The organism is Streptomyces cinereospinus, assembly GCF_042430725.1.
GTDB classification, from domain to species: Bacteria; Actinomycetota; Actinomycetes; order Streptomycetales; family Streptomycetaceae; genus Streptomyces; species Streptomyces cinereospinus.
The window spans coordinates 32,535-56,971 of record NZ_JBHMCY010000011.1 but is presented as its reverse complement, the minus strand read 5'-3'; the positions used below and the strand labels follow the sequence as shown (position 1 = coordinate 56,971).

The window sequence follows — 24,437 nt, the reverse complement described above, 5'->3', positions numbered from 1 at the left end:
GTGGTGGCCGGACCAAGGATGGTGGCCGGGACCGGAGGGCTGCCGAACCGGAGCGGTGGCCGGGCCAGGGCGGCCGGCTGCCGGGACCGGGAGTGGTGGCCGGACCAGGGGGCCGTCGCTATCCGGCGGCCAGTGGGTTGGGCAGGGGCCGGTAGCGGGCGGCGGCGCCGTCCGCGCCCGTCCAGCGCAGCAGCAGGTTGGTCTTGGCGGGCAGGGTGGGCGCGGTGAGCAGGCCGGCGATCTCGGGCAGGTCGTGCCGGGCCAGTTCGCGGCGGACGGCGGCCCACGGGTCGAGCCCGGCGTGCCGTTCCGCCAGGGCCTCCGCCAGCTCGGCCAGGTGGTTGACGACCAGGCAGTACACCAGCCGCTCCCACCCGGCCGCCCGCGGCACCTCGGGCAGCAGCTTCACGCCCTCCGCGTCCCGGAACAGCGCCCGCACCGGCGTCCCGTCCGCGGCACAGGCGACCAGCGAGTTCTGCAGATGCGCCTCCAGGACGACGCCGTGGCCGGCGAAGGCCGCGAGCACCGGGGGCACCACCTGGCGCAGATACGCCCCCCACCAGCGCCCCGGGTCGCCCGGACCGTCCAGCGGGCTGCCCGCGAACCCCTCCACCAGCCCGGCGGCCAGGAACGGGGTCGCGCCGGGCGGGACGTGGCCGCGCACCCCGTCGCGGACCAGGACGGCGAGTTCCTCGAAGGCGAAGTCCGCGGTGCGGTAGCCCCGGTCGCTCAGCCAGGCCGCCGGGCCGCCGGCGAGGGCCGCGCGCACGGCCGCGTCGGTGCGGCGCAGCCTCAGCAGGTCGTGCCGCCACAGCCGCCGCACGTCGTTGGTGATGCGCACGTCGAGGCTGAACTTCAGGAACAGGTCGCGCTCCGGTGCGTACACCGTGCGGATCGCGGCCGTCGGCCAGACCGGCGAGGCGGTGGTGTCCAGCCGGATCAGCCGGCCGTCCGCGAAGGCGGGGGCGAGGTCGCGGGCGGTCAGGTCGAGCTGCCAGGGGTGGGCGGGCAGCAGCCGGTAGCCGGGCGGGGGTTCGCCGAGGGCGTCGAGCGCCGAGGTGTCTCCCTCCTCGACGACGGCGTCCTCGCGCAGCCCGAGCAGGACGAGCGGGAAGCGGGCGTACGCCTCGGGGGCGTACGGCAGCCAGCCGGCGGCCGGGCCGCCGCCGCGCGCCTTGGGGGCGGGGTGATGGGGGTGCCCGGTGACCAGCGACTGCTCGGAACGCAGATAGGGGTCGTCGGACGGGGTGGCCCGCGCGCGGGCGGCGAGGAGCGCGGCGACGGCGTCGCGGCTGTCGAGCATCTCGGCGGGCAGTTCGTGGTTGGACAGGCCGGTGTGGCGGCGCAGTTCCTCGCTGACGAGCTTGACGAGTTCGGGATGGTCCAGCCGGTGCCAGCCGTGCGGTGTGGACACCTCGGGGGCGGCGGGCCGCCGGCCGCCGCGCACCCGCAGCAGCCGGTCGCCGCCAGGCAGCCGGTAGACCCCCGCGCGGCCGGGCAGCGGGCGCGCCACCTCGCGCAGCAGACAGTTGAGCAGCGGCGCGGCCGCGTAGGCGTCCGCCCGTTCGGCGACGCCGGCACGGGTCGCGGCGTCGGCGCCGGCGGGTGGGGGGATGAGGTCCACGCGTTCCACTCGTTCCCTACGGTTCATTCCTGCGGAGACGATCAGTATCGCGGTCGTCGTCCCCCGCCGTGACCGACCGGGTCGCGCCGTCCGCCCCGACTCGTCCCGAGGAGCCCGCCCGTGCACCGTCCCCTCACCGCCGAGGCCGAGGTCGCCGGCGACCTGTCCGCCGTCCGGCCGGAGCTCGCCGCGCGGTACGCGGCCGAACTGCCCGCCGCGCGGGCGGCCGTGCTGACGCGCCTGTGGCGCGCGCTCACCCATGAGCCGCTCCCGTGGGTCGCGAGCCGCGGGCCGGACGGGGACGGCGTCACCCTGCGGCTGCGGGACGGCCGCCGGCTGCACGGGCCCGCGCCGGACCCGTACGCGACCGCCGCCTACGTCACCGCGGTACGGCTCGACGACGTGCCGTACGACCGTCCGGCACGGCTGATGGCGGACCTCGCCGTACCGCACGGCGCGGGCCTCGCCGCCGAACTCGACCACAGCGCGGCCTCGCTGGCCCTGTCAAGGGCCGGCCAGCCGCCTCACCCGCAGGAGTGGCCCGACACCGACTGGGAGTGGGAGCAGCGGGTGGTGGACGGGCATCCCTTCCACCCCAACTGCCGGGCGCGGCCCGGTTTCTCGGTCGCCGAGCAGCTCGCCCTCGCACCCGAGCACCGCCCGCTGGTGGAACTCGGGCTGGTGCCGGTGCCGGCGGAGGCGTGCCTGGTGACGGGTGCCTGGCCGCGGGAGATGCGGGACGGGCGGCGGATGCTGGTCCCGGTGCACCCCTGGCAGGCGGCGCACGTGCTGAAGCGGCCCTGCGGGGAGGGGCTCACCGCGCACCCGCTGATGTCCCTGCGCACCCTCGCCCTGGACGGCGCGGTGCACGTCAAGACGGCGCTCACCGCCCGGCTGACCTCGTCCGTGCGGGACATCTCGGTGCCGTCGGTGGCCGCGTCCATGACGCTGTCGGCGTTCGGGGCCGAGCTGGCGGCGCGCTCCGGCGGGCTGCTGCACGTCACCCGCACGCTGGGCGCGGTCACCGACGGGTCTCCGGACCTGGCGGCGGTCCTGCGGGAGTCGCCGCGGGCGTGCGCGGGGCCGGGCGAGCGGGTGCTGCCGGTGGCGGCGCTGGCGACCACCGCGCTCCCCCGTTCCCCGTCCTGGCTGGCCGGGTTCGCGCGGCTGGCCCTCGGGGTCGGGCTGCGGCTGCTGGAGCTGGGCGTGGCGCTGGAGGCGCACGGCCAGAACCTCCTCGTGGTGCTGTCCGCGACGGGGGCGCCGGTGCGGCTGGTCTACCGGGACCTGGCCGACATCCGGGTCAGCCCGGCCCGGCTGGCCCGGCACGGCGTCCCGGTGCCCGACCTGCCCGCGCGGATCGTCACGGACGACGTGACGGCGCTGCGCCGCAAGCTGTTCGGGTCGCTGGTGGCGGGTGCGCTGGCCGGGACCGCCGGGTCGGCGGCGGCGCTGCGGGCGGCGCTGGAGCCGGCCGTACGGGAGCTGCCGCGCACGCCCGACCTCGCCGCGCTGTGCGCGCGTCCGCTGCCCACCAAGGCGCTGACGCTGATGCGGCTCACGCCGGGCGGGACCGGCGACCTGTGGGCCGAGCTGCCCAACCCGCTGCGCTGACCGGCTGCTCCGGCCGCGCGGCCCGCCGTCGCCCCTGGGCGATCCGGTCGTTCCGGCTGCCGTTTGGAGCGCGGCACCTGTGATCAATAGGATCCGCCGATGATCACAAGACAACGGCTGGCGGCAGGGGCCTGCGCCCTGTTCGCCGCGCTGGCGGCCGGGATCGCGCTCCCGCCGGCGGCGCTCGCCGACGAGACCACGGCCGACGCGCCCAAGGTCGACCTCGTCCTGGACGTCAGCGGTTCGATGCGGGCGCGGGACATCGACGGCCAGTCGCGGATGGCGGCGGCGAAGCAGGCGTTCAACGAGGTGCTGGACGCCACGCCCGAGGACGTGCGGCTCGGCATCCGCACCCTGGGCGCCGACTATCCGGGCGACGACCGCAGGACGGGCTGCAAGGACACCGCGCAGCTCTACCCGGTCGGCCCGCTGGACCGCGCCGAGGCCAAGGCGGCGGTGGCCACGCTGACGCCGACCGGCTGGACCCCGATCGGCCCGGCGCTGCTGGAGGCGGCCGACGACCTCGACGGCGGCACCGGCTCCAAGCGGATCGTGCTGATCAGCGACGGCGAGGACACCTGCGCCCCGCTCGACCCGTGCGAGGTGGCCCGCGAGATCGCCGCCAAGGGCATCGGTCTCACCATCGACACGCTCGGCCTGGTGCCCAGCACCAGGATGCGGCAGCAGCTGAGCTGTATCGCCGAGGCGACCGGCGGCACCTACACGTCCGTGGAGCACACGGACGAACTGACCGACCGCGTCAACCAGTTGGTGGACCGGGCGGCCGACCCGGTGGTGACGCCGGTGGCCACCGAGGGCGCGCGGCGGTGCGCCGCGGCGCCGGTGCTGGCGTCCGGTCTCTACACCGACCGCGCGGGATTCGGCGAGCAGCGCTGGTACCGGGTGGACGTGCTGCCCGGCCAGGAGCTGCGCGCCTCCGTCAGCGTGTCGGCGGACCGGGAGGTCGGTCCGGCCTACGGGGTGCTGCTGCGGGCGGTCACGGTCAGGGGCCGCGAACTGGTGCGGGGCGAGGCGGCGGGCACCGGCCGCACGGATGTGATCTCCACGGGGCTGCGCCGCCCGGAGCCCGAGCGCGACGGGGACGAGGAGGCGGACAGGCCCGCGGCCGAGACGGTGTGCCTTCAGGTCACCCACTCCTTCTCGGCGGCCTCCGGCGTGCAGACCGCGCCCGGACTGCCGCTGGAGCTGACGATCGACGTGGTCGACGGTCCCTCGCCGTCGGACGACGTGGCCGCGTTCGGCCTGGGGCGCGGCTGGTGGCTGCTGGGCGTCCTGGTCCTGACCGGTTTCGTCGCCGGTGTGCTGTGGGGCTGGCTGTCGCGCTGGCGGGTCACGGTCTGGAGGACCAACTGATGCGTGTGGTGAGAGCTTTCGGCGCGGCGCTGCTGGCGCTGGGATGGACGGTCACCCCGGCGGCGGCCGACGCCACGCCGTCCCCCGCGGCCGACGACGCGGTCCCGGCCCGAGCGGGCACGTCGTTCCGCACGGCGGCCGAGATCGGCCAGGGGCGGACGGCCACGGCCGACGCCTCCGCCGGTGACTACCTGTACTGGTCGTTCCCCGCGGACGCCGGCGAGCGTCCCACCGTCCGGGCGACGGTGCGGCTGCCGGACGCGCACGCCGCCGAGACCTGGCAGGTCGACGTGTACGACGGGCTGCGCCGCCGCCAGGCCTGCCAGTACGGCACCCAGACCCGGACCGCGGCCGCGGACGCCGCCTCGCTGGAGCTGGCCTGCACCCTGCGCACGGTCCGCGCCTGGTCGGAGCCGTGGGCCAACGACCCGCTGCCCGGCACGTACTACGTCCGCCTCACGGCGGTGGGCCTGCCGACGTCCGACCTGGGTCTGCCGGTGCGTGCCGAGGTGCGGGTGGCGGCCAGGGAGATCGGCGGCGCGACGGCGGTGGACGGGGCGCTGGCCGAGCCGCTGGTGCCCGGGGCCGCCGTCACGTCCGCGGCGACGGACGAGGACGCGGCCGTGCTGTCGGACGTCGAGCCCGAGGACGGCTGGGCCTCCGGCTGGTGGTCCGACCGGTGGGTGTGGACGGCGGTGGGCGGCGCGCTGGCGGCGCTGGCCGGTGTCGGCGGCTACGCGCTGACCCGGGGACCGGGACGCCCGACCGGCGCCTGATGTCCTGACGTCCCCTCGGAAGGCCCGCCGGGTGCGGGCCTTCCGGCGTTCTTTCACGCCTCCCGCAGCGCCTTGGCCACCGGGCCGTCGCCGGTCACCGTGATCCGTCCGTCCCGCACCGCGTCCGTCACGCTCACCTCGCCGCGGGCGACCGCCGTGCAGGTGTCGGTGCCGAGGACCAGCAGGGCGTCGGGTTCGCGCGGCGCCGGGCCGTCGCCGTACACGGGCCCCTCCCCGGCACCGGCGTCCAGGTGGAAGCACCCCTCCTCCAGCCGCACTTCGACCAGCCCCCCGCCCGCCAGGGCCCGCAGCACCGGCAGCGCGAACCAGTGGGCGCGGACCGCGTCCGTGGGCCGCCGCTCACCGAGCTCCGCCTCCCCCCAGGCGCCCAGCGCCTGGAGCACCGGCAGCAACGCGCGCCCGCGCGCGGTGAGTTCGTAGACGTACGCGGCACCGGGCGGCGGCAGCCGGCGCCGGGTCGTCAGCCCGTCGCGTTCCATGTCCTTCAGCCGGGACGCGAGCACGTCCGTGCTGACGCCCGGCAGATCCGCGTGCAGATCCGTGTAGCGGCGCGCGCCGGCGAGGAGTTCACGGACGATCAGCAGGGTCCAGCGGTCCCCGACGACGTCGAGCGCGCGGGCGGCGGAGCAGTACTGGTCGTAGCTTCGACGAGGTGACATGTGACGCAGTCTAGACATGTCATTGGACTTTCCAAGCTTGCACTTGGTAAAACCAAGCAACACCACAACCGGAGGGGCGCATCGCATGGAGTTCCGGCAGTCGAACAAGCTCAGCGAGGTCTGTTACGAGATCCGCGGCCCGGTGATCGAGCACGCCAACGCGCTGGAGGAGGCGGGCCACAGCGTGCTGCGCCTCAACACCGGCAACCCCGCGCTGTTCGGCTTCGAGGCGCCGCCGGAGATCCTCCAGGACATGATCAGGATGCTGCCGCAGGCGCACGGCTACACCGACTCGCGCGGCATCCTCTCCGCCCGCCGCGCGGTCGCCCAGCGCTACCAGACGCTCGGCCTGGAGGTCGGCGTCGACGACGTCTTCCTCGGCAACGGTGTCTCCGAGCTGGTCTCCATGGCCGTCCAGGCGCTGGTGGAGGACGGCGACGAGATCCTGGTCCCGGCCCCCGACTTCCCGCTGTGGACGGCGGTGACCACCCTGGCCGGCGGCACGGCGGTGCACTACCTCTGCGACGAACAGGCCGGCTGGTACCCGGACCTGGACGACATGGCGTCGAAGATCACGGACCGGACCAAGGCCGTAGTGATCATCAACCCGAACAACCCCACCGGCGCGGTCTACCCCAGGGAGATCGTCGAGGGCATCCTCGACCTGGCCCGCCGGCACGGCCTGATGGTCTTCGCCGACGAGATCTACGACCAGATCCTCTACGACGACGCCGTGCACCACTCGGCCGCCGCGCTCGCGCCCGACCTGGTGGTCCTCACCTTCTGCGGCCTGTCCAAGACGTACCGGGTGGCGGGCTTCCGCTCCGGCTGGCTGGTGGTGACGGGCCCGAGGCAGCACGCGAGGGACTATCTGGAGGGCCTGACCATGCTGGCCTCCATGCGGCTGTGCTCCAACGCGCCCGCTCAGTACGCCATCCAGGCCGCGCTCGGCGGGCGCCAGTCCATCCACGAGCTGACCGCGCCGGGCGGCAGGCTGTACGAGCAGCGCAACGTGGCATGGGAGAAGCTCAACGAGATCCCGGGCGTGTCGTGCGTGAAGCCCCAGGGCGCCCTGTACGCGTTCGCGCGGCTGGACCCCAAGGTGCACGACATCCGCGACGACGAGAGGTTCGTGCTGGACCTGCTGCTGCGGGAGAAGATCCAGGTGGTGCAGGGCACCGGGTTCAACTGGCCGGCTCCGGATCACTTCCGGATCCTGACGTTGCCGCACGCGGATGATCTGGAGGCGGCGATCGGGCGGATCGGGCGGTTCCTCGGCGGGTACCGGCAGTAGCCGCCGCTTGGCGTGGGCCGCATGGGAGATCCCTAGCTGGTGCGGCACGGGGAGACCGAGTGGTCGCGGTCCGGGCGGCACACCGGCCTGACGGACGTCCCGCTGACCGAGCACGGCCGGCCGGGGCGCGCGGGCTGGTGCCGCTGATCCGGTCGCACCGGATCGGGGCCTGCTCCGTCAGCCCGGCGCGGCGGGCGCGGGAGACGGCCGACCTCATCGGGCTGCACGGCGCGGTGCGGGTGGACGCGGATCTGGTGGAGTGGGACCACGGGGGCTACGAGGGGATCACCACCGTCGAGATCCGGCGGGAGCGGCCCGGCTGGTTCCGGTTCACGGACGCAGTGGTGCCCGGCCCGCCGGAGCACCCCGGGGAGAGCGTGCGGCAGGTCGGGGCGCGGGCCGACCGGATGCTGGACGAGGTGGACGCCGCCCTGGCCGCCACCGGGGGCGTGGTGGTGCTGGTGTCGCACGGGCACGTCCCGCGGGTGCCGGCGGCACGGCGGCTCGGGCTGCCGCCGCGGGACGGCGCGCTGGTCCAGCCGGGACGGGGGCGGTGGGCCGGCTGGGCACCGAGCACGGGCGGCCGGTGGCCGCGAGCCGGAATGTCGGACCCGGGTCGTAGTCTTCGCAGCGGTGGGGACCTTGCCCAGCGCCCGGAGGGAGCACGCCGTGACCCGACCGCCGACCGCCGCCCAGCGGCGTGTCATCGACGCCGCCGACCCCGTGACCGGGCGGCTCAGAGGCACCGAGGCGCAGCTCGCGGCGCTGGTGAGGCGCGGCCTGGCCTTCCGGCATCCACGGCCGCCGCACGACCACTTCCTGACCCCGGCGGGGCGTCGGACACGGGAGGCCCGGACGGAGGCGGGAAGGCCCGTCCCGGAGCCGTCCGCCGACGCCGGGGTGTTCACCGCGCGCGTCGGCGGTGAGGAGGCCGGGCCGGACGCCGGGCCGTCCCGGGTCCGCGAGGTGCACAGCGCCTGGCAGGGCCTGCTGGAGCTGCGCCGGATGACCAACCCGGACGGTGCCACCGGCCGGCCGTGCGGCTGGGAGCGGACGCATCTGGTGCAGGCCGCCGCGCTCGCACTGGAGGCCGCGGGGCACCGGCCGGCCGGCGCGGACCTGCCGGGCTACCGGGTGCGGGCGACCCCGCAGCCGGAGGCCGTCGCCGTGCACGCGCCGGACGCCGGGGCGCTGCGGGCCTGCGCGGCCACCCTGGAGGCGGCGGGCTGGCAGGCGGGCGAGCACAGCGAGCCGCGGACGCGGGCGCGGTACCTCCTGGCCTCTCCGCGACGGGCGTGATGGGCATGCCAAGATCGGGGAGAACGAGACCACGACAAGGGGACACCGTGAGCGACGCGTTTTCCGTGCCCGTGACCGTCCGCGGATACGAGACCGATGTGCAGGGCCATCTCAACCAGGCCGTCTACCTGAACTACGCCGAGCACGCCCGCTGGTCGCTGCTCCAGGCGGCCGGCATCCGCCAGGCCGACCTGCTCGGCCGGGGTATCGGCCCGGTGGTCCTGGAGACGACGATCCGCTACCGGCGGGAGCTGCTCGCGGGTGACGAGGCCGAGGTGACGTGCGGCTTCGAGTGGGGGCGGGGCAAGACCTTCCGGATCGTGCAGCAGGTGCGCACGGCCGACGGCACGGTCGCGGCCGAGATCGAGGCGGTCAGCGGGCTGATGGACCTCAAGGAGCGCAGGCTGGTCGCCGACCCGCGGGAGCGGTTCAGGCAACTGGCGGCGGATCCGGCGCTGTTCGGTCTCTGAGGCGGGGAGTGCGGGGCGGCACGCGCCGGGGCGGGTGCGTCCTCCGCCTCCGGCGGCACCGCGGGACGACTCCGCCGGAACCTCACGCACCGGGCCCGTGTGCGCGTTGACGACCTGCGCCGGCCCGCTCCCGGGGCGCCGTCTCCCCGGCGTGCGGGGGGGGACGGCGCCGTCGAGCGGGCCGGGCCGTGCGCCGGCCGCACGGTGTGGCGGGGGGCCGGGTCGCCGCCCCGGTGATCTCCTCACCCGCCCCCTCGGGGGAGGCGACGATCGCCGTCATGGGGGCGACCCCGGCGAAGGTGACGCCGTCGGCGGACGGCAGCCGGGCGCGATCCTCCCCAGGCCGAGCGTCCGGAGGAAGGCCGCCAGGCCCGCGGTGCACAGGCAGGCGCCGGTGAGGAAGGTCGGTTCGGTGCCGGACAGGCCGACGGCCGCGCCGACGATCAGGGGTGGGGCGACGACGTTGGCGTACATCGCGGCCACGTGCCGCGGGCCGGTGGCCGCCGTCCTGACGGCGGGCAGTTTCCCGTCGGCGGGACGTGCTCGGCGCGCTGCTCGGGGGCGGTGGGCGGTACGGCACCGGGCTGAGCGGCCACGGCGGCCCCTCCGGCCGGGTACGCGGCCGCGCGGAAGGGCTGCCGGGGGTGTCAGGGAGGTGGTGCGCCGGTCGTGCGGGACCGGGGCGGAGACCGGTCCGGGGCGAACGCGTCCGCGCCCGCCCCGGAGGCGGGCGCCGTGGATCCCGCTCGGGGCCACGGCGGCCGGCCGGAGCCGTCCGTCCCTCCCGGCCGGAGTCCGCACCTGCTCAGCCCTGGGCGGCGATCCGCGCCAGCCGCCGCGCCTCGTCCCGCGTGGAGCGGGCGACCGCGTCCTCGTCGACGCGCAGCAGACGGCCGTTCTCGACCACCGCCGCGCCGTTGACCAGGGAGAGCGTGACCGGCGCTGCCGCGCCGAAGACCAGCGCGGTCACCGGGTCGGCGATGGAGGCGTGGGCGAGGGTGTCCAGCTTCCACAGCACCAGGTCGGCCAGCTTGCCGGGCTCCAGCGAGCCGATCTGGTCGGCGCGGCCCAGCACCTGGGCGCCGCCGTAGGTGCCCAGGCGCAGCGCCTGACGGGCGTTCAGGGCGGCCTCGCGGTGGGCGCCGAGGCGGTTGATGAGCAGGGCGTTGCGCAGCTCGGTGTGGAGTTCGCCGGACTCGTTCGAGGCGGTGCCGTCGACACCGAGGCCGACCGGCACGCCGGCGGCGAGCAGGTCCGGCACCCGGGCGATACCGGCGGCCAGCCGGGCGTTGGAGGAGGGGCAGTGGGCGACACCGGTCCGGGTCCGGGCGAAGGCGGCGATGTCGGAGGCGTTCATGTGGACGCAGTGCGCCATCCACACGTCCTCGCCCAGCCAGCCGGTGGACTCGAAGTAGTCGGTGGGGCCCATGCCGAACAGCTCGTGGCAGAACTTCTCCTCCTCCACGGTCTCCGAACCGTGCGTGTGCAGCCGGACGCCGAGCCGGCGGGCCAGCTCGGCGCCCTGGCGCAGCAGGTCGGTGGAGACGGAGAACGGGGAGCAGGGGGCGACGGCGACCTGGGTCATGGCGTCGAAGGAGGCGTCGTGGTGCTGCCGGACGGTCTCCTCGGTCGCGGCCAGCGCGCCGTCGAGGCTCTCCACGGCGAAGTCCGGCGGCAGGCCGCCGTCCTTCTCGCTGCGGTCCATGGAGCCGCGGGCGAGGGTGAAGCGGACGCCCGTCTCGCGGGCGGCGCGGATGACCGAGCCGGACAGGTCGCCGGAGCCGTGCGGGAAGACGTAGTGGTGGTCCATCGCCGTGGTGACACCGCCGCGGGCCATCATCGCCAGCGAGCCCTGCGCGGCCGCGTACGTCATCTGCTCGTCGATGCGCGCCCAGACCGGGTACAGGGCGACCAGCCAGTCGAAGAGGTTGTGGTCCGTGGCCATGCCCCGGGTGATCCACTGGTAGAAGTGGTGGTGGGTGTTGACCAGACCAGGGGTCACGAGGTGGCCGGAGGCGTCGATGCGGCGGACGACGTTCTCCAGGCCCTCGGGGGCCCGGCCCGAGCCGAGCGCCTCGATGCGGTGGCCGGCGACGACGACGTACCCGGAGGCGTACTCGGTGTCGTCGGCGTCCACGGTCGCGATCGCGCAGTTCTCGATGACGATGCGCCGGGCTGCTGCCATGGTTCGTCCTTTTCGCTTGGTGGACCGTGGTGGGCAGGGCACGGCAGGACCCTGGGAGTCTGAGTGCCGCGGCCGGGGAGCCGTGCCCGCGTCGCCGCCGGCCGCGGGTGCCGAAAGGGGGCCGGGATCAGAGGTTGGTGAGGTCCACGGGGATCCGCGCCTCGCAGCCGTCGCGCAGGACGGTGGCCTCGATCAGGCCGTAGGGGCGGTCGGCGGCGAGGTACACCTCGTTGTCGTTCCTCAGCCCGAACGGCTCCAGGTCCACCAGGAAGTGGTGCTTGTTCGGCAGGGAGAAGCGGACCTCGTCGATCTCACTGCGGTGGTCGATGATGCGGGCGCCCATCTGGTACAGCGTCTGCTGCAGCGACAGCGAGTACGTCTCGGCGAAGGCCTGGAGCATGTGCTTCCTGGTCTGCTCGTAGGACGTCTCCCAGTCGGGCGTCCTCTGCTCGTCGTCGGTCCAGTTGAACCGCCAGCGGCCGGAGACCTGGGTGGCCAGGATGCGGTCGTAGGCCTCCTGTAGCGTCGTGTACCCGTCCTTGGCGTAGCCCCAGAACTCGGAGTCGGTCGAGTTCATCACGGCCAGGTCCTTCAGGCCGGAGACGACCTCCCACCGCTCGCCGTCGTAGGTGATCTGGGTCAGCCGGGTCTCCCGGCCCGTGCGGACGAAGGAGTGCTTGGCCTCGTCCGCGCCGACGAACCGGGAATCGGCGTCGGAGGTCTCGATCCGCTCCCAGGCGTACTCCTCGATGCGGACGCGGGCCCGGTGGATCGGCTCCTGCGAGGTGACGAAGTGCCGGGCGAGGTGGATCCCGAACTGCTCGGCGGAGTCGATGCCGTACTCCTTCGCGAACGCGTACACCGTGTTCTTGGTGGTGTCGGTCGGCAGCACGTTGGCGTTGGAGCCGGAGTAGTGGACCTCGGCCATGTCGCCGCTCAGGGCGACCGACACGTTCAGGTCCTTGATGTGGTGGGTGGCGCCGTCCCGCGTGATCTTCACGACTCGGTTCTCGGCCTTGCCGTACTGGTTCGGTCCCAGGATCGTGGGCATGGTCTGCTAGCTCCCTCGGTAAACGGAGTAGCCGAACGGGTTGAGCAGCAGCGGTACGTGGTAGTGCTCGCCCGGCACGACGGCGAACGTGACCGCCACCTCCGGGAAGAACACGGCGGGTCCGCTGTCCCGGTTCGCGGGGGCGTCCTGCTGCGCATCTGCTCGCTCGGTCGCGGACTTCTCGAAGTACACCCCGACCGCGAAGTCGAGCCGTACGTGGGTGGTGCCCTCCGGCAGTGCCGGGAGGTCCTCGCACCGGCCGTCCGCGTCGGTCGCGGACCCGCCGAGCGCCCGCCACCGCGCCCCGCGCCCCGAGCGGGCGGCGAGGTGGACGGCGACGCCCCCGGCGGGGCGGCCGACGCTGGTGTCCAGGACGTGGGTGGACACGGAGGCGGTGGTGCTGGTGCTCATGTCCGGTCCTCCTGTACGAGGGTGGCCAGGCGGATGCGGTTGATCCTGCCCAGTTCGGTGCGGACGATCTCCCGTTCCAGCTCCGGCGGGTTCCCGATCCGCTCCCGGAGCGCGTCGCGCATCTGCTCGCCGGTGCGGCCGGTGGCGCAGATCAGGAAGACGTGACCGAACTTCTCCTGGTAGGCCAGGTTCAGTTCCAGCATCTGCGCCCGGAGTTCCGCGGAGGCGCCGGCCATGCCGCGCTGTTCGCGGGCCGAGGCCGGGTCGCCCGGCTCGGGGCGGCCGATCGGCGGGTGGCCGGCCATCGCCTCCTCCAGGTCCCCCGGGGTCAGGTCGGCCGTCGCGGCGTCGCTGGCGGTGCAGAGGTCCTCGGCGGTGGCGTAGGGGCGGGCGGCGAGCAGCCGGCGGGCCCAGGCCGTGGAAGCACACGCCTCGTGCAGGGCGGCGAGGGCCGCGTGCTCCTCCAGGGCGTTGAAACGGGCCAGGCCCGGCGGCGTGGCAGTGGACGTCACGGGAGCCTCCGTGGGCCTTGTCGGCCGTCGTACTGAACGGGCTGCGGACAGCTAACGCCCCCCGGAACACCGCGTCAACAGTCTGTTGAAAATTCTGGGTGACAAAAACCGCCGCCCCCGAAACAGCCGGGACGGCGGTCGCACCACGGGGACAAGGCCCCGGTCAGGCCCTGTCAGGCCCTGTCAGGCTTCTTTCTCGCGGTTGAGGTAGTTGTAGACGGTGAACCGGCTGACACCGAGCGCGCTCGCCACGGTCTCCACCCCGTGCCGCACGGAGAAGGCACCCCGCGCCTCCAGTATGCGCACCGCCTCCTGCTTGGACCTGCGGTCCAGCTCGGACAGCGGCTTGCCCCGCTCGCGCTCCATGGCCGCGAGGATGCGGTCGAGGGAGTCGGCGAGCTGCGGCAGCCGCACGGCGACCACGTCGGCGCCCTGCCAGGCGAGCACCACGTCGTCGGGGCCGGCCTCGTCCGGCGGGAGCAGCTCGCCGCCCATGGCGTCGACCAGCGGCTTCACCGCCGCGACGAAGGGCTCGTCCGCATTCACCGGTCACCCTCCGCGACCACGTCGACCTGGAGCGAGACCCGGGTGGCACCCGCCTGGAGAGTCGTGCGCAGCGGCGCGTCGACGGCCGCCGGCCCGGCGTCGGCCCCGCCCTCGGCGCTGTTGCCGAACGGGCCGACGTCCGCCGCGTCCAGCTCCGACGCCTCGACGACCTCGCGCGCCACCAGCGCGGGCGCGGGCGCCTCGTCGAGGCCGAAGGGCTCGGTCGTGAATTCCACTCTCAGTCGCACGCGCTCAACCTAACGCGCCTCGCCGTCTTCCGCCGCGCCCCCTTGACAAGCCCGGCCAGCGGGCGGCAATCTTCCAATAAACGGAAAACAGATTCCACAATACGGAATACAAGTACGGAAGGAGCGCCGGGCCGATGGGATTCGCGGAGCAGCGCTACAACGTCAACCTGTCGATGCTCTTCACGGAACTCCCGCTCCTGGAGCGCCCCGCGGCCGCCGCCGCGGCCGGCTTCACCGCGGTCGAGCTGTGGTGGCCCTGGACCGACACCCCGACCCCCGGGCCCGCCGAGCTCGACGCCCTCGGGCGGGCGATCGCGGACGCGGGCGTACGGCTCACCTGCCTGAACTTCTACGCCGGCCGGCTCCCGGGCCCGGACCGCGGCGCCCTGTCGGTGCCGGGCGAGGAGTCGGAGCGGTTTCGCGCCAACGTCGGCGTGGCCGCCGGCTTCGCGCGCTCGCTGGGCTGCACGGCCCTCAACGCCGTGTACGGCAACCGCGTCGAGGGCGTGGACCCGGCCGAACAGGACGCGCTGGCGCTCGAGAACCTGGTGCTCGCGGCGCGGGCGGCCGACCGGATCGGCGCGGTCCTGCTGATCGAGGCGCTCAACCGGACCGAGTCGCCGCTGTACCCGCTGGTGAGCGCGCCCGCCGCGGTCGGCATCGCGGACAGGGTCAACGAGGCGACGGGCCTGGGCAACGCCAGGTTCCTGATGGACCTGTACCACCTGTCCATGAACGGCGAGGACCTGCCGGCGGTCATCGAGCGGTACGCGCCGAAGACCGGTCACGTCCAGATCGCCGACAACCCGGGCCGCGGCGCCCCGGGCACGGGCTCACTCCCCCTCGAAGACCTCCTGGACCAGCTGAAGAAGGCGGGTTACGACGGCCGGGTCGGCCTCGAGTACAAGCCGGGCGACCGCCCGAGCGCCGAGGCCTTCGACTGGCTGCCCCGCTGACCCCCGACCGGAAGGCTGCCCGGCCCCGCCCGCCGGAGAGCCGGACGGCCGAGGGCGCCGGGAACGAGCCCCGCCTTCCCGGCGCCCATCGCCCTGCCCGGACCCGGCGGGGCGAACTCCCGGGTACGCCGCGGGGCGTGCGCCCGGTACGGCTACCTCACATCAAGCTCTGAACCCGCCCCCGCAGGCTTCGCGCGCGCCCCGCCGCGGGCACGTACTCCCCACACACCGGGACCCGCCGGCACGGGGGTACGGCGGGTCCCGGGCGACGGGGGTGGGATGCGATGCGCGACGAGGGGCGCCTCCCGTTCGGCCGGGGCGGCGACCTGCGCCGGACCTGCGCCGCCGAGGACCACGCGGCGGGCGACGGCGGGGCCGGCGGCGGACACCTGTACGGAGGCGGCGGCCACGGCTGCGGCGGCGGGGACGGCACCGGCAACCACGCCAACGCTTCCGCATACTGGAAATTAACTTTTGTTCATGGGAAGCAAGGTGGGGGCGGGTGCCGAATGCCGTCAAGGGGCGGACAGACCGGGAGCGGCCGGAGCACCATGTGGCCATGCCCGAGAGCCTGCCGGTGCGCTGCCCGGCCTGCCGCCGCGAGCACCTCTTCACCGCGCCGTCGTACCCCTGCGCCTGCGGCGCCCCGGCCGGCCCGCCGCTGGACCGGCACACCGCGCCGACGGCCGTGACGCACCGCAACTGGGACGAGGAGTGGGTCGCCGTGCGGTGCGCGTCCTGCGGCCGGCACAACCAGTGGCCGCGCCCGGAGCTGGGCTGTCCCTGCGGCACGGTGCTGCACGTCCCGGTGGCCGCGCCCGGCCCCGGGCGGCCGGCCGCCGGGTGCGCCGTCCTCGACGCCGTCACGGCCGCCGCCCTCTATCTGCACCGCCTCGGCCACCGCGACCTGCGCCGCGCCGACCGGCGGCCCCCGTCCGGGGTCGGCCTCGCCGCCCGCGGACTGCTCGTCCACGTCGACCCGTCCACGCGGCCGGCCACCCCGCGGGACGTGGAGTGCCTGTGGCTGACGGCCATGTCGGAGTCCGCGCGCTGCGTGTACTTCTCGCTGACCGGGTACGCCGCCGGGGCCCGCGCCGCCGCCGACGCCCTGGGCGTCCCGCTGTACGTCGTGGACGACCCCGCCGGCACCCCGCGCCCGGTGAACCGGCCCGCCGACGCCCTGCACGCCACCCTGCGCTGAGCCGGCGCACGGCGGCGCCGGACCCGCCCGCTGCGGGATCCGGCGCCGCCGCACGGCCGGAGGGTGCCTAGGGGGTGACGCAGTCGACCGTGCCGGCCGGCAGGTTGTTGCCGGTCGAGGTGGCCGTGAAGCCGAAGGTGACACTGCCGTCCGGCGCGATGGTGCGGTTGTGGTCGACGTTCCTGACCGTGACCGTGCCGTCGGAGCCGGTGCTCGGCGCGCCGTTCCAGACCTGGCTGATCCTGGTGCCGGCGCCCGGCTGCCAGCGCACCGCCCAGCCGTCGCGCGGTGCCGCGTTGTGGTTCATCACCTCGACGGAACCCTGGAAGCCGCCGTTCCAGTGGTTCGTCACCCGGTACAGGGCCATGCACCCGGTGTGCGGGTCGGCGTCGGTCGGCGTCGGTGCGGGCGTCGTCGGAGCCGGCGTGGGCGTCGGGGCGCTGCCCGAGCCGCGGATGCCGGTCACCTCGCCGTTGCCGCCGTCGAAGACGATGTCGGAGCAGGAGAAGAAGTTCTCCTGGCTGTCCGAGCGCACCCACTGGATGAACATCATCGCGTTGCCCGAGCGGCCCGAGGGCAGCCTCAGGTCCCAGGAGTAGTGACCGCCCTCGGACCCGGCCGAACCCGACTGCGGCGGGTTGGTCACCGTCTGGATCAGCTCCAGGTCGCCCCAGCCCAGCGGGGAGGTGGGCGAGTAACCGGGCTTGGAGACGTACACCCGGAAGGAACCCGGGTGCGCCGCCCAGTTGCTGTGCCTGATCCTGATCGTCGCCCCGGAGGTCAGGTGCGTCCGGGGCCAGTCCGCACGGGCGGCGTTGTAGCCGGTGAAGTTGTACGGGGAGCGGTCGCCGGCACTGCACAGCCTGCCGTCCGGGACGTATCCCGCGCCGCGGCCGCCCGCGTTGGAGTCGAGCACGGCGAACCAGTTGTACAGCGCCGTCGAGCCGCTCTCGGCGAGCGCGGCCCTGCACGCCGGGTTGGCCGGGTCCAGGGCGCCGGTGCCGGTCCTGGCGTCCAGGTAGCAGAGGTAGGTCCGCGATCCGGGCGTCATCGTCACGCCGTGCGCCTGCGCGTCGCCCTGGCCGAACAGGGCCAGGCCGACTCCGCCGAGCAGGGTCGCCAGCACCGCCGCCAGGGAAACGAGTCGTCTCTTGCGTCGAGCCATGGTGTCTCCTGAGCTTCGTGGGGGTTGTCGCGGGTGGGTCTTCCCTCCTTGCGGCTCCGTGCCGGTGGATGTGAGGGAGCCCCCGCCCGCCCGGGCAGGGTGCCGCCGGACGGGCGAGGGGGTGCGGGGAGGGGCCGCGCGGGTCAGGCGGGCGGCGCGCCCCAGGCCAGGACGGTGCCCAGGTAGGCGGGGACCGCCGGGGCGTCGGCGTACGACGTGGCGGTGGTGCGGCTGTAGTCACCGGCCTCGTTGAAGGCCGACCAGTCGGACTTGGCCATCCGCAGCTGGATGTCGCCGGTGTCCCGGCCGGCGGCGAGCGTGCCGGACGCGAAGCCGACCTCCAGGTAGGCGTCCGCGCCCGCCACCGGCGTGCTCAGCGCGACCACGCGGAGCCTGACGTCGGCGCAGCCCAGGGCCGCGTAGTCGCACCAGGCGTTGACGGTGGGCGCACCGCCGTCCCGGGTGAAGTAGTAGCGGGCGGTGACCTTGGTCAGGTCCAGCGGGCCGCTGCCGGTGTTGGTGATGCGCAGGCCGGGACGGATGGCGTTGTCGGTGGGCGAGGAGTCGTTGTTCTTGGAGGCGACCTTGATCCCGCCGGCCGGGTCCGGGTTGCCGCCGCCGGTGTCGGTGGTGACGGTCAGCGCGGCCGAGGCCGCGGAGACGTTCCCGGCGGCGTCCCGGGCCCGGACGGTGTAGGCGTAGGCCGTGGCCGCGCTCAGCCCGGTGTCCGTGAACGTGGTCGCGGTGCCGGCCGTGGAGGCGACCCTGGTGCCGTCGCGGTACACGTCGTAGCCGGTCACGCCGACGTCGTCGGTGGCCGCGGTCCAGGCCAGGGAGACGCTGCCGGCGGTCCTCGCCGTGGCCCTCAGGCCGGCCGGCGCGGTGGGGGCGGTGGTGTCGTCCGGGTCGCCGGGGCCGCCCCCGCCGTCGGCGGGCACGGCCGGGTGGGCGTTGCGCACCAGCATCGCGAACTGGTTGTGGAACCAGTGGCCGGCCAGCGGCGCGTCCGGCATCGCGCCGGTCGGGTTGTTGCCCGCGTTGGGCGCGGTGTACTCCGGGTTGCACATCGGGTCCGGACGCTTGCCCTCGTCGTTCGGGATGTCCTTGCCGGCGCCGTCCGACTCGCCCGGCGGCTTGATCCACAGGAACGCGTCGAGGTGCGAGTCCGGATGGCCGGCGGGCGAGGCCTGCGGGGGCTGGCCGATGCCGGCGCCGTTGACGTTGCACCACAGGCCGCGGTGGGTGCGGCGGTCCACCTTGGACTGGGTGACGTAGGTGTCCAGGACCGTGCTGGTGCCCTCCGCGGTGGGCCGCCCGGCGCCGCCCCAGCCGTTGCGGGAGGTGTCCACGACCATGCCGGTGGAGGCGGGCCAGCCCTGGGCCACCAGCGCGGCGTGGACGGCCTGGGTGAAGTCCGACTCGTCGAAGTTCGGGTTCCACTCGTAGTACCTGCCGGATTTGATCATGTTGCCGCCGACCGTCCTGTTCGGGTCGGTCAGGAACGGCTCGGCGAGCGGCGTGTAGTTGGAGACGTTGGTGATCAGGCCGTCCACGCTGCGCAGGCCGGCCGTGGTGCCCCTGACGACGTCCGTGTAGAGCTGGGTGGTCTGGGAGAGGTTGGTGTCCCAGCCGAGCCAGCCGGAGTGGGCGAAGTCCATGTACGTGTACACGTTCGGGATGGCGTGCAGCTTGTTCAGGGCGTACCGGATGGCGTCGACCTGGATGCCGCTGCTCCTGGCCTGGGCGCACTCGGGGTCGGAGAGGTTGGTGACCAGGTTCGGCAGACCGTCCGGCTCGATGACCGTGGTGATGCGGATGTCCTGGTACTTGGGGTCGGCGAAGACCTCGGCGATGGCGTCGACGTACTCGCTCCTGTAGCGGGCCAGGCCCGCCGCGGTGAGCGGCAGTTCGCCGTTGGAGGCCAGGGCGGCGCAGTCGCGGCCCGGCAGGTCGTACACCACGAAGGTGGCGACGAGCGGCTGGCCGGGCTTCTTCTGCGCCAGTGCCAGGTCCAGGTGGTCGGCGAGGCTCTTGCGGCCCGCGTTGGCCGCGCCGCCGTGGATGGCGGCGATGCGGTCCAGCCAGACGGCCGTCGGGTAGCTCTTGACCGTCTGCATCTTCGCCTTGAGCGTGGCGTCACCGGTCTGGGCGATGGACCCGTCGACCAGGCGCGCGTAGTCGGGGTTGACGTAGAACGAGGCGCCGGCGAAGGGGTTGTCCGCGTGCGGCTCGGCGGCGGCCGCCGGCGGGGCGGAGACCTGGCCGGCCGCCCCGAGCAGCAGTGTCGCCAGCCCGGTGGCCAGGGCGGACGTACGGCGTCGGCGTGGTCGGTGCGGGCGTACGGCGGCTCGTCCGAAGCGGTCTGGCATGCCTACCTCCAGATGCGGTACGGGTGCGGATGCGGACGGCGCTGGTGCGTCGTCGGCCGGGGGTCGTGGTCAGGGGGTGCCGGCGCACTGCGGGGCGGGCGCGCCCGGCCGGCCGGCGGCGGTGAAGCCGAACGAGGCGGTGGCGCCGGGTGGCGGGGCGCCGTCGTGGGCGGGCGGTGCGGACGGTGGCCCGGCCCTGGGCGACGGCCGCGCCGACCCGGCGGGCCGGCCCCGTCACGCCCGCGTGGGGTCCGGCCGTCCGGCCGGTGGCGTCGGTGTCACCGGCCGGGCCGGCCTCGGCGCACGGCGGCACCCGGGAGTGTCACGCGACGGCGCAGGCGGTGCCGTTCAGGCTGAACGCGCTCGGCTTGGTGAACGTCCCGCTGTGGACGCCCTGGAAGCCGAAGCTCTGGCTGCCGCCGGGCGCGATCCGCGCGTTGTGCGCGACGTTGCTCGCCACGACCGCTCCGGCCGCCGGGGCGACGGAGGCGTTCCAGGCGCTGGCGACGCGTTGCCCGGAGGGCAGGGTGAAGCCGAGCCGCCAGCCGTCGACGGGGGCGGTACCGGTGTTGGTGACGGTGACGTCGGCGGTGAAGCCGTCCGCCCAGGCGTTCGCGGTGTACGTGACCCTGCAGGCGCCGCCGGGCCCGCCCGGATCGCCGCCGCCGTCACCGCCGGTGTTGACGGTGGAGGAGAAGGAGTTCACCGCGAGCCCCGCGCCGTTCTGCCACGGCTCGAAACCGGCCTGGACGCTCGTCAGGTACCAGTTCGCCTGGGCCATGCCCCGGGCGACGGTCTGGTCGACGAAGTCCATGACGTCGAAGCTCCAGCTGCTGATCGCCGACGGGGCGACGAAGGAGATCACGTCGTTGGAGCCGTTGCTGCCGGTCCACACCTCCCAGCCGCGGCCGCCGACGTTCGCGGTGCCGACCGGGGAGCCGATCGGCTGGATCGGGCCGACCCGGTTGAACCAGATCATGATCTCGGTCCGGTTGACGCCGTCGGTGCGCGGCGTCGGGTCCAGCCAGATGTCGTACGAGGCGTTGTAGACGGCGTTGGAGACGTAGCCGTACGAGATGCTGCTGGGCGCGCTGGAGATGGTGCTCACCTGGGCCGGGAGGCGGGTCCCGGGCGAACAGTTGGTGTAATGGCAGCCGTTGAAGACCGAGGGGTAGGACTTCGGGGCGCCGTTGGTGGGCACCGAGCCGTCGGCCTGGGCGAGCCGGAAGCCGGTGTCGGTGGCGGTGACGCACTGGGTGGCGGCGGTGCCCCAGCGGTTGTTCTGGACGACGTAGCGTCCCTGGATCACGGTCGAGCCGTACTGTTCGCAGATCGTGGTGTCCGCCTGGGCCGGCGGGACGGCGGCGAGGAGCGCGGCCAGTGTGGCGACGGCGGTGAGCAGCGCGCCCACCAGGCCGCGTGCGGTGCGGTGGATCGATAACGGTCGCATGCGGGGGCCTCTCTCGGAGGAACAGCCGGAATCGACGGGGGACGTGATTCGGGAGCGCTCCCATCCGTCAGTTCATGGGAGCGCTCCCACTCCCCTGGTGTCGAACGGGACTGTAGGAGTCGACTCATGTCCCTGACAACCCTGCGGGAGCGAATGCGTCGGACGGTTCTCGACGTACCTGTTCCCGGCCATGCGATCGACCTTTGCCTCGAACGGATCTGTCACAGGCAGGAGTTGGGAGCGCTCCCGAAACCGCGCGGTGCCGGGTGCGGGCGGCCGGTCCGGCGCCTTCGGTGCGTCCGGGATTCGGGGCCTGTCCGGCCCGTTCGGCCCGTGCGGCCTGCCTCTGTCCGGCCTGTCCGGCCTGTCCGGCGAGATGGGGCGGGTGCGGGCGCAACGGATCGTCCTTTCCGTACGGGGGCGTGCGGGAGGAAGGATCGGGGTCGTGCCGTGCGGTGAGGCGGCCCGGCCGGGCCGGCTCGGGCGGGGGCGCGGAGGCCCGGCGGGCCGGTTCCGTACGCGGGAAACGTGCGGGACCCGACGCCGGAATGATCTTGGGAGCGCTCCCACCCTGCTGGACATGTAGCCAGCAGCCACCCTGGGTGTCAAGAGAAGCGGCAAACCCGTGTGGCGCCGGGAGCGCACGGCGGGCGGCGCCGGGGCACCGGCGGCTCAGGCCGAGTCGCGGACCACCAGGCGCGTCCGGAGGATCACGTGCCGCCAGGCCACCTCGGGCTGCTCCATCTCCTCCAGGAGCAGCCGCACCATGGTCCGGCCGATCTCCTCGACGGGCTGGCGGACCGTCGTCAGCGGCGGCTCGGCGTGCTGGGCGAGCAGGAAGTCGTCGAAGCCGATCACCGCGACGTCCTCGGGCACCCGGCGTCCGGCCGCGCGCAGCACGGCCAGCGCGCCGGCGGCCATGGCGTCCGACGCGGCGAGGACGGCGTCGACGGCCGGGTGCCGGCGCAGGATCTCGGCCATCGCCCGGCGTCCGCTGGTCTCGGTGAAGTCGCCCTCGGCGACCCAGGAGGCCCCGGTCCCGACGCCGGCCCGCTCCAGCGCCTCCTGGTAGCCGCGCAGCCGGCACTGGGCGACGTACATGTCGAGCGGGCCGGTGATGGTGGCGATGGCCCTGCGTCCGCCGTGCAGCAGATGCGCGACCGCCTCGCGGGCGCCTCCGGTGTTGTCCGCGTCGACGTACGTGACCCGCTCGTCGCCCGAGCGCCGGCCGAGCAGGACGGTGGGCAGTCCGGCGTCCGCGAGCATGTCGGGCAGCGGGTCGTCGGCGTGCACGGACATCAGCAGCACCCCGTCCACCCGGCCGCCGCGCGCGTACTCGACGAAGCGCTGCCGCTCGGCGTCCGTACGGACGAGGGTGACCAGCAGCTGCACGGCGGTGTCGGCCAGCGCGTCGCCGACGGCCCGGACCACCTCCGCGAAGAACGGCTCCCCGAACTTGCGCCAGTCCTTCTCCGTGATGGCCAGCGCCACGGCGTCCGCCGGCCGGCCGGCCAGGGAGCGCGCCGCCAGGTTGGGCACGTAGCCCAGTTCGGCGATGGCGCGCTGCACGGCACGGCGGGTCGACTCCTTCACGCCCGCCGCGTTGTTGATGACGCGGGAGACGGTGCCCCGCCCCACTCCGGCGAGCGCGGCCACTTCCTCCAGCGTCGGCGTGCCGGGACGCCGCTTCCCCATAACCACCCCCAAGGGCACCCGATCTTACGGGCCGCGGACCCCTGTGATCGAACACCCCGGCTGCGTCTAGGACGCCGTACCGCTCGCGCGGCGCGCCGGCGAGCCGGACGCCGGTGGTCTTCGGGCGGTCGCCGTCACAGCCTCTTCAGGACGAGCGCGGCGCCGAAGAGGGCCGCCGCCAACGGCGTGGCGACGTGCGCGACGACCAGGATGGCGTAGTGGGCGGTCGAGTACACGCCGTACGGGATCGCGTGCCCGGTACCGGCGTCGATCGCCCGCAGGGTGCTCTCACCGAAGACGGCGCTGAACGTCCCGACGAGGGCGAGGACGTACGACGCGATACGCGAACGCCTGGCGACGGCCGCGTTGGGGGTGTGCTGCGTGTCCACTGTTCTTCCACGTTCCTGTGAGTCTGCCCGAGTTGCCCTGGTCTCCCTGACTCCCTCAACCGGTGATGTCGGAGTTCTTGAGGACCAGGAAGTCGTCCCCGTCGACGAAGACGTTGCAGGTCGCGACTGCGACGATCTCCTGGCCGACCTCGACGCTCTCCAGACGGCGGAAGGACTCCGCGCGGCGGTCGTCGTAGGGAAGGACGATGCTGGCGAGATGGGTGCCGCCCGGCACGTCCGACGCCTCGATGGTGGGCGTCCCGAACTCGCTCGCACCCGTCGTCAGCACGACGGCCCGGACCGTCACCGAGCGGCCGTAGCACTCCCGCTCCGCGCGGGCCCGGTCGGTCAGGAACGAGTCGCGCAGGTCCCGGATCGGGACGGCGTCCGCCACGTTCACCGGCGTGCGGGAAGCGCTGGTGCTGCCGGAACCGGAGTCGTCGGCCGAGCACCCCGTCACACCGACGAGGAGCGCCACGGCGCCGGCGAGAAGGACGCCGCGTCTCGTGGTCGTCCTCCAGGCGTCCTCGTTCTGCGCGTCCTGGGCTGCGGGCGTGGTCATGCGGTCACGGTGCCGCACTGCCGGACGATCAGCCAGGGGCTCCTTTTCCTGGGATCGCCGGTACCAGCGAGCGGAGCCCGGGCCGGCCGTCGCGGGCGGGACCAGGACGACGGGGCACGCTCAGTCGAGACAGAATTCGTTGCCCTCGACGTCCAGCATCGGGATGCACGCGTCGTTGCCGTCGTACAGCGTCTGCACGTGAACGGCGCCGAGCGGGACCAGTCGCGCGCACTCGGCCTCCAGGGCGGCCAGGCGCTCCTCGCCCACGAGTCCGGTCGCGACCCGCACGTCGAGGTGCACCCGGTTCTTGGCGGCCTTCCCTTCGGGGACGCGCTGGAAGAACAGCCGCGGGCCCGCGCCCGAGGGATCGACGCAGGCGAACCAGGCGCCCTGCTGCTCAGGGAGCAGCGAGCGCTGGTAGTCGTCCCACGTGGCGAACCCCTTCGGTGGCGGCGCTACGACGTACCCCAGCACCTCGCACCAGAAGCGGGCGAGCCGCTCCGGTTCCGCGCAGTCGAAGGTGACCTGGAACTGCTTGACCGATGGCATCGGCGCACCTTACCGAG

The 24,437-nt window shown here is 74.3% G+C and carries 23 protein-coding genes and 2 pseudogenes; 9 read left to right on the top strand and 16 right to left on the bottom strand.

Features of this window, described 5'->3' with window-relative positions; all coding sequences use genetic code 11:
- Positions 1-118 precede the first annotated feature (118 nt).
- Positions 119-1,633: an IucA/IucC family protein gene (locus ACFF45_RS08115; protein WP_381343899.1), complete on the bottom strand. Its 1,515-nt coding sequence runs from the start codon at positions 1,631-1,633 to the stop codon at positions 119-121.
- Between the two features lie 111 nt (positions 1,634-1,744).
- On the opposite strand from ACFF45_RS08115, the gene ACFF45_RS08110 reads away from it, so the two are divergent.
- From ACFF45_RS08110 to ACFF45_RS08100, 3 genes are all read left to right on the top strand, one after another.
- Entirely contained in the window at positions 1,745-3,238 is a 1,494-nt protein-coding gene (locus tag ACFF45_RS08110; protein ID WP_381343896.1) for an IucA/IucC family protein, read from the top strand.
- Positions 3,239-3,337: 99 nt separating this feature from the next.
- Positions 3,338-4,612: a VWA domain-containing protein gene (locus ACFF45_RS08105; protein ID WP_381343893.1), complete on the top strand. Its 1,275-nt coding sequence runs from the start codon at positions 3,338-3,340 to the stop codon at positions 4,610-4,612.
- The gene (locus ACFF45_RS08100) at positions 4,612-5,388 is read left to right on the top strand and encodes a hypothetical protein (RefSeq protein WP_381343890.1); all 777 of its coding nucleotides are present in this window, start codon (positions 4,612-4,614) and stop codon (positions 5,386-5,388) included. The genes ACFF45_RS08105 and ACFF45_RS08100 overlap by 1 nt, the downstream gene beginning before the upstream one ends.
- 53 nt (positions 5,389-5,441) lie before the next feature.
- Here the strand turns inward: ACFF45_RS08100 and ACFF45_RS08095 are convergent, their stop codons facing one another.
- A complete protein-coding gene (locus tag ACFF45_RS08095) occupies positions 5,442-6,068 on the bottom strand; it encodes a winged helix-turn-helix transcriptional regulator (RefSeq protein ID WP_381343888.1) in 627 nt (208 codons plus the stop codon).
- Between the two features lie 85 nt (positions 6,069-6,153).
- Between ACFF45_RS08095 and ACFF45_RS08090 the strand changes: the two genes are divergently transcribed.
- From ACFF45_RS08090 to ACFF45_RS08075, 4 genes and pseudogenes are all read left to right on the top strand, one after another.
- Positions 6,154-7,362, top strand: coding sequence for a pyridoxal phosphate-dependent aminotransferase (locus ACFF45_RS08090; RefSeq protein WP_381343886.1), 1,209 nt, complete (start codon positions 6,154-6,156; stop codon positions 7,360-7,362).
- Positions 7,363-7,398: 36 nt separating this feature from the next.
- A pseudogene (locus ACFF45_RS08085) lies at positions 7,399-7,984 on the top strand (histidine phosphatase family protein).
- Positions 7,985-8,031: 47 nt separating this feature from the next.
- Positions 8,032-8,661: a hypothetical protein gene (locus tag ACFF45_RS08080; RefSeq protein ID WP_381343883.1), complete on the top strand. Its 630-nt coding sequence runs from the start codon at positions 8,032-8,034 to the stop codon at positions 8,659-8,661.
- A 47-nt stretch (positions 8,662-8,708) separates the two neighbouring features.
- Complete coding sequence (locus ACFF45_RS08075; RefSeq protein ID WP_381343880.1) at positions 8,709-9,131, top strand: acyl-CoA thioesterase; 423 nt, start codon at positions 8,709-8,711, stop codon at positions 9,129-9,131.
- Between the two features lie 235 nt (positions 9,132-9,366).
- On the opposite strand, the pseudogene ACFF45_RS08070 reads toward ACFF45_RS08075, so the two are convergent.
- The 7 genes and pseudogenes from ACFF45_RS08070 to ACFF45_RS08040 form a co-directional block, all read right to left on the bottom strand.
- Positions 9,367-9,653: pseudogene (locus ACFF45_RS08070) on the bottom strand (solute carrier family 23 protein); the annotation flags it as partial.
- A 283-nt stretch (positions 9,654-9,936) separates the two neighbouring features.
- The gene (locus ACFF45_RS08065; RefSeq protein ID WP_381343878.1) at positions 9,937-11,316 is read right to left on the bottom strand and encodes an 8-oxoguanine deaminase; all 1,380 of its coding nucleotides are present in this window, start codon (positions 11,314-11,316) and stop codon (positions 9,937-9,939) included.
- A 127-nt stretch (positions 11,317-11,443) separates the two neighbouring features.
- The gene (gene pucL / locus ACFF45_RS08060) at positions 11,444-12,367 is read right to left on the bottom strand and encodes a factor-independent urate hydroxylase (protein WP_381343875.1); all 924 of its coding nucleotides are present in this window, start codon (positions 12,365-12,367) and stop codon (positions 11,444-11,446) included.
- Positions 12,368-12,373: 6 nt separating this feature from the next.
- Positions 12,374-12,778 (bottom strand): hydroxyisourate hydrolase, encoded by a 405-nt coding sequence (uraH, locus tag ACFF45_RS08055; RefSeq protein WP_381343872.1) that lies wholly within the window; start codon positions 12,776-12,778, stop codon positions 12,374-12,376.
- Positions 12,775-13,290 carry a 2-oxo-4-hydroxy-4-carboxy-5-ureidoimidazoline decarboxylase gene (uraD, locus tag ACFF45_RS08050; protein WP_381343870.1) on the bottom strand — a complete coding sequence of 172 codons (516 nt, stop codon included), beginning with the start codon at positions 13,288-13,290 and terminating at the stop codon, positions 12,775-12,777. The genes uraH and uraD overlap by 4 nt, the downstream gene beginning before the upstream one ends.
- A gap of 183 nt (positions 13,291-13,473) precedes the next feature.
- Positions 13,474-13,785, bottom strand: a complete 312-nt coding sequence (locus ACFF45_RS08045) for a helix-turn-helix domain-containing protein (RefSeq protein WP_381344069.1) — start codon at positions 13,783-13,785, stop codon at positions 13,474-13,476.
- A 47-nt stretch (positions 13,786-13,832) separates the two neighbouring features.
- Positions 13,833-14,084 carry a hypothetical protein gene (locus tag ACFF45_RS08040; protein ID WP_381343867.1) on the bottom strand — a complete coding sequence of 84 codons (252 nt, stop codon included), beginning with the start codon at positions 14,082-14,084 and terminating at the stop codon, positions 13,833-13,835.
- 134 nt (positions 14,085-14,218) lie between these two features.
- Here ACFF45_RS08040 and ACFF45_RS08035 point away from each other — a divergent pair, with 134 nt between their 5' ends.
- Together ACFF45_RS08035 and ACFF45_RS08030 are read left to right on the top strand one after the other, a co-directional pair.
- A complete protein-coding gene (locus ACFF45_RS08035) occupies positions 14,219-15,040 on the top strand; it encodes a TIM barrel protein (protein ID WP_381343864.1) in 822 nt (273 codons plus the stop codon).
- Between the two features lie 559 nt (positions 15,041-15,599).
- On the top strand, positions 15,600-16,241 hold the full coding sequence (locus ACFF45_RS08030) for a hypothetical protein (protein ID WP_381343861.1): 642 nt from the start codon (positions 15,600-15,602) through the stop codon (positions 16,239-16,241).
- A 67-nt stretch (positions 16,242-16,308) separates the two neighbouring features.
- Here the strand turns inward: ACFF45_RS08030 and ACFF45_RS08025 are convergent, their stop codons facing one another.
- The 7 genes from ACFF45_RS08025 to ACFF45_RS07995 all read right to left on the bottom strand — a co-directional run bounded on the left by ACFF45_RS08025 (position 16,309) and on the right by ACFF45_RS07995 (position 24,420).
- Complete coding sequence (locus ACFF45_RS08025; RefSeq protein ID WP_381343858.1) at positions 16,309-17,406, bottom strand: lytic polysaccharide monooxygenase auxiliary activity family 9 protein; 1,098 nt, start codon at positions 17,404-17,406, stop codon at positions 16,309-16,311.
- A 143-nt stretch (positions 17,407-17,549) separates the two neighbouring features.
- Positions 17,550-19,775 carry a glycoside hydrolase family 6 protein gene (locus ACFF45_RS08020; protein WP_381343855.1) on the bottom strand — a complete coding sequence of 742 codons (2,226 nt, stop codon included), beginning with the start codon at positions 19,773-19,775 and terminating at the stop codon, positions 17,550-17,552.
- 322 nt (positions 19,776-20,097) lie between these two features.
- Positions 20,098-21,225 (bottom strand): GH12 family glycosyl hydrolase domain-containing protein, encoded by a 1,128-nt coding sequence (locus tag ACFF45_RS08015; protein WP_381343853.1) that lies wholly within the window; start codon positions 21,223-21,225, stop codon positions 20,098-20,100.
- Positions 21,226-21,897: 672 nt separating this feature from the next.
- Positions 21,898-22,920 carry a LacI family DNA-binding transcriptional regulator gene (locus tag ACFF45_RS08010; RefSeq protein WP_381343851.1) on the bottom strand — a complete coding sequence of 341 codons (1,023 nt, stop codon included), beginning with the start codon at positions 22,918-22,920 and terminating at the stop codon, positions 21,898-21,900.
- Between the two features lie 134 nt (positions 22,921-23,054).
- Positions 23,055-23,309, bottom strand: a complete 255-nt coding sequence (locus ACFF45_RS08005; protein WP_381343848.1) for a hypothetical protein — start codon at positions 23,307-23,309, stop codon at positions 23,055-23,057.
- A 55-nt stretch (positions 23,310-23,364) separates the two neighbouring features.
- Positions 23,365-23,871 carry a hypothetical protein gene (locus ACFF45_RS08000; RefSeq protein WP_381343845.1) on the bottom strand — a complete coding sequence of 169 codons (507 nt, stop codon included), beginning with the start codon at positions 23,869-23,871 and terminating at the stop codon, positions 23,365-23,367.
- 120 nt (positions 23,872-23,991) lie between these two features.
- Positions 23,992-24,420 carry a VOC family protein gene (locus tag ACFF45_RS07995; RefSeq protein WP_381343842.1) on the bottom strand — a complete coding sequence of 143 codons (429 nt, stop codon included), beginning with the start codon at positions 24,418-24,420 and terminating at the stop codon, positions 23,992-23,994.
- Positions 24,421-24,437: the final 17 nt, after the last annotated feature.

Bases quoted from the DNA above. Each gene is read 5' to 3' on its own strand.
- ACFF45_RS08105 (WP_381343893.1), top strand. From the start codon at position 3,338: ATGATCACAAGACAACGGCTGGCGGCAGGGGCCTGCGCCCTGTTCGCC.
- ACFF45_RS08020 (WP_381343855.1), bottom strand. From the start codon at position 19,775: ATGCCAGACCGCTTCGGACGAGCCGCCGTACGCCCGCACCGACCACGC.
- ACFF45_RS08045 (WP_381344069.1), bottom strand. From the start codon at position 13,785: ATGGGCGGCGAGCTGCTCCCGCCGGACGAGGCCGGCCCCGACGACGTG.
- ACFF45_RS08010 (WP_381343851.1), bottom strand. From the start codon at position 22,920: ATGGGGAAGCGGCGTCCCGGCACGCCGACGCTGGAGGAAGTGGCCGCG.
- ACFF45_RS08090 (WP_381343886.1), top strand. From the start codon at position 6,154: ATGGAGTTCCGGCAGTCGAACAAGCTCAGCGAGGTCTGTTACGAGATC.
- pucL (WP_381343875.1), bottom strand. From the start codon at position 12,367: ATGCCCACGATCCTGGGACCGAACCAGTACGGCAAGGCCGAGAACCGA.
- ACFF45_RS08015 (WP_381343853.1), bottom strand. From the start codon at position 21,225: ATGCGACCGTTATCGATCCACCGCACCGCACGCGGCCTGGTGGGCGCG.
- ACFF45_RS08035 (WP_381343864.1), top strand. From the start codon at position 14,219: ATGGGATTCGCGGAGCAGCGCTACAACGTCAACCTGTCGATGCTCTTC.
- ACFF45_RS08065 (WP_381343878.1), bottom strand. From the start codon at position 11,316: ATGGCAGCAGCCCGGCGCATCGTCATCGAGAACTGCGCGATCGCGACC.
- ACFF45_RS08100 (WP_381343890.1), top strand. From the start codon at position 4,612: ATGCGTGTGGTGAGAGCTTTCGGCGCGGCGCTGCTGGCGCTGGGATGG.
- ACFF45_RS08025 (WP_381343858.1), bottom strand. From the start codon at position 17,406: ATGGCTCGACGCAAGAGACGACTCGTTTCCCTGGCGGCGGTGCTGGCG.
- ACFF45_RS07995 (WP_381343842.1), bottom strand. From the start codon at position 24,420: ATGCCATCGGTCAAGCAGTTCCAGGTCACCTTCGACTGCGCGGAACCG.
- ACFF45_RS08030 (WP_381343861.1), top strand. From the start codon at position 15,600: ATGCCCGAGAGCCTGCCGGTGCGCTGCCCGGCCTGCCGCCGCGAGCAC.
- uraH (WP_381343872.1), bottom strand. From the start codon at position 12,778: ATGAGCACCAGCACCACCGCCTCCGTGTCCACCCACGTCCTGGACACC.
- ACFF45_RS08095 (WP_381343888.1), bottom strand. From the start codon at position 6,068: ATGTCACCTCGTCGAAGCTACGACCAGTACTGCTCCGCCGCCCGCGCG.
- ACFF45_RS08000 (WP_381343845.1), bottom strand. From the start codon at position 23,871: ATGACCACGCCCGCAGCCCAGGACGCGCAGAACGAGGACGCCTGGAGG.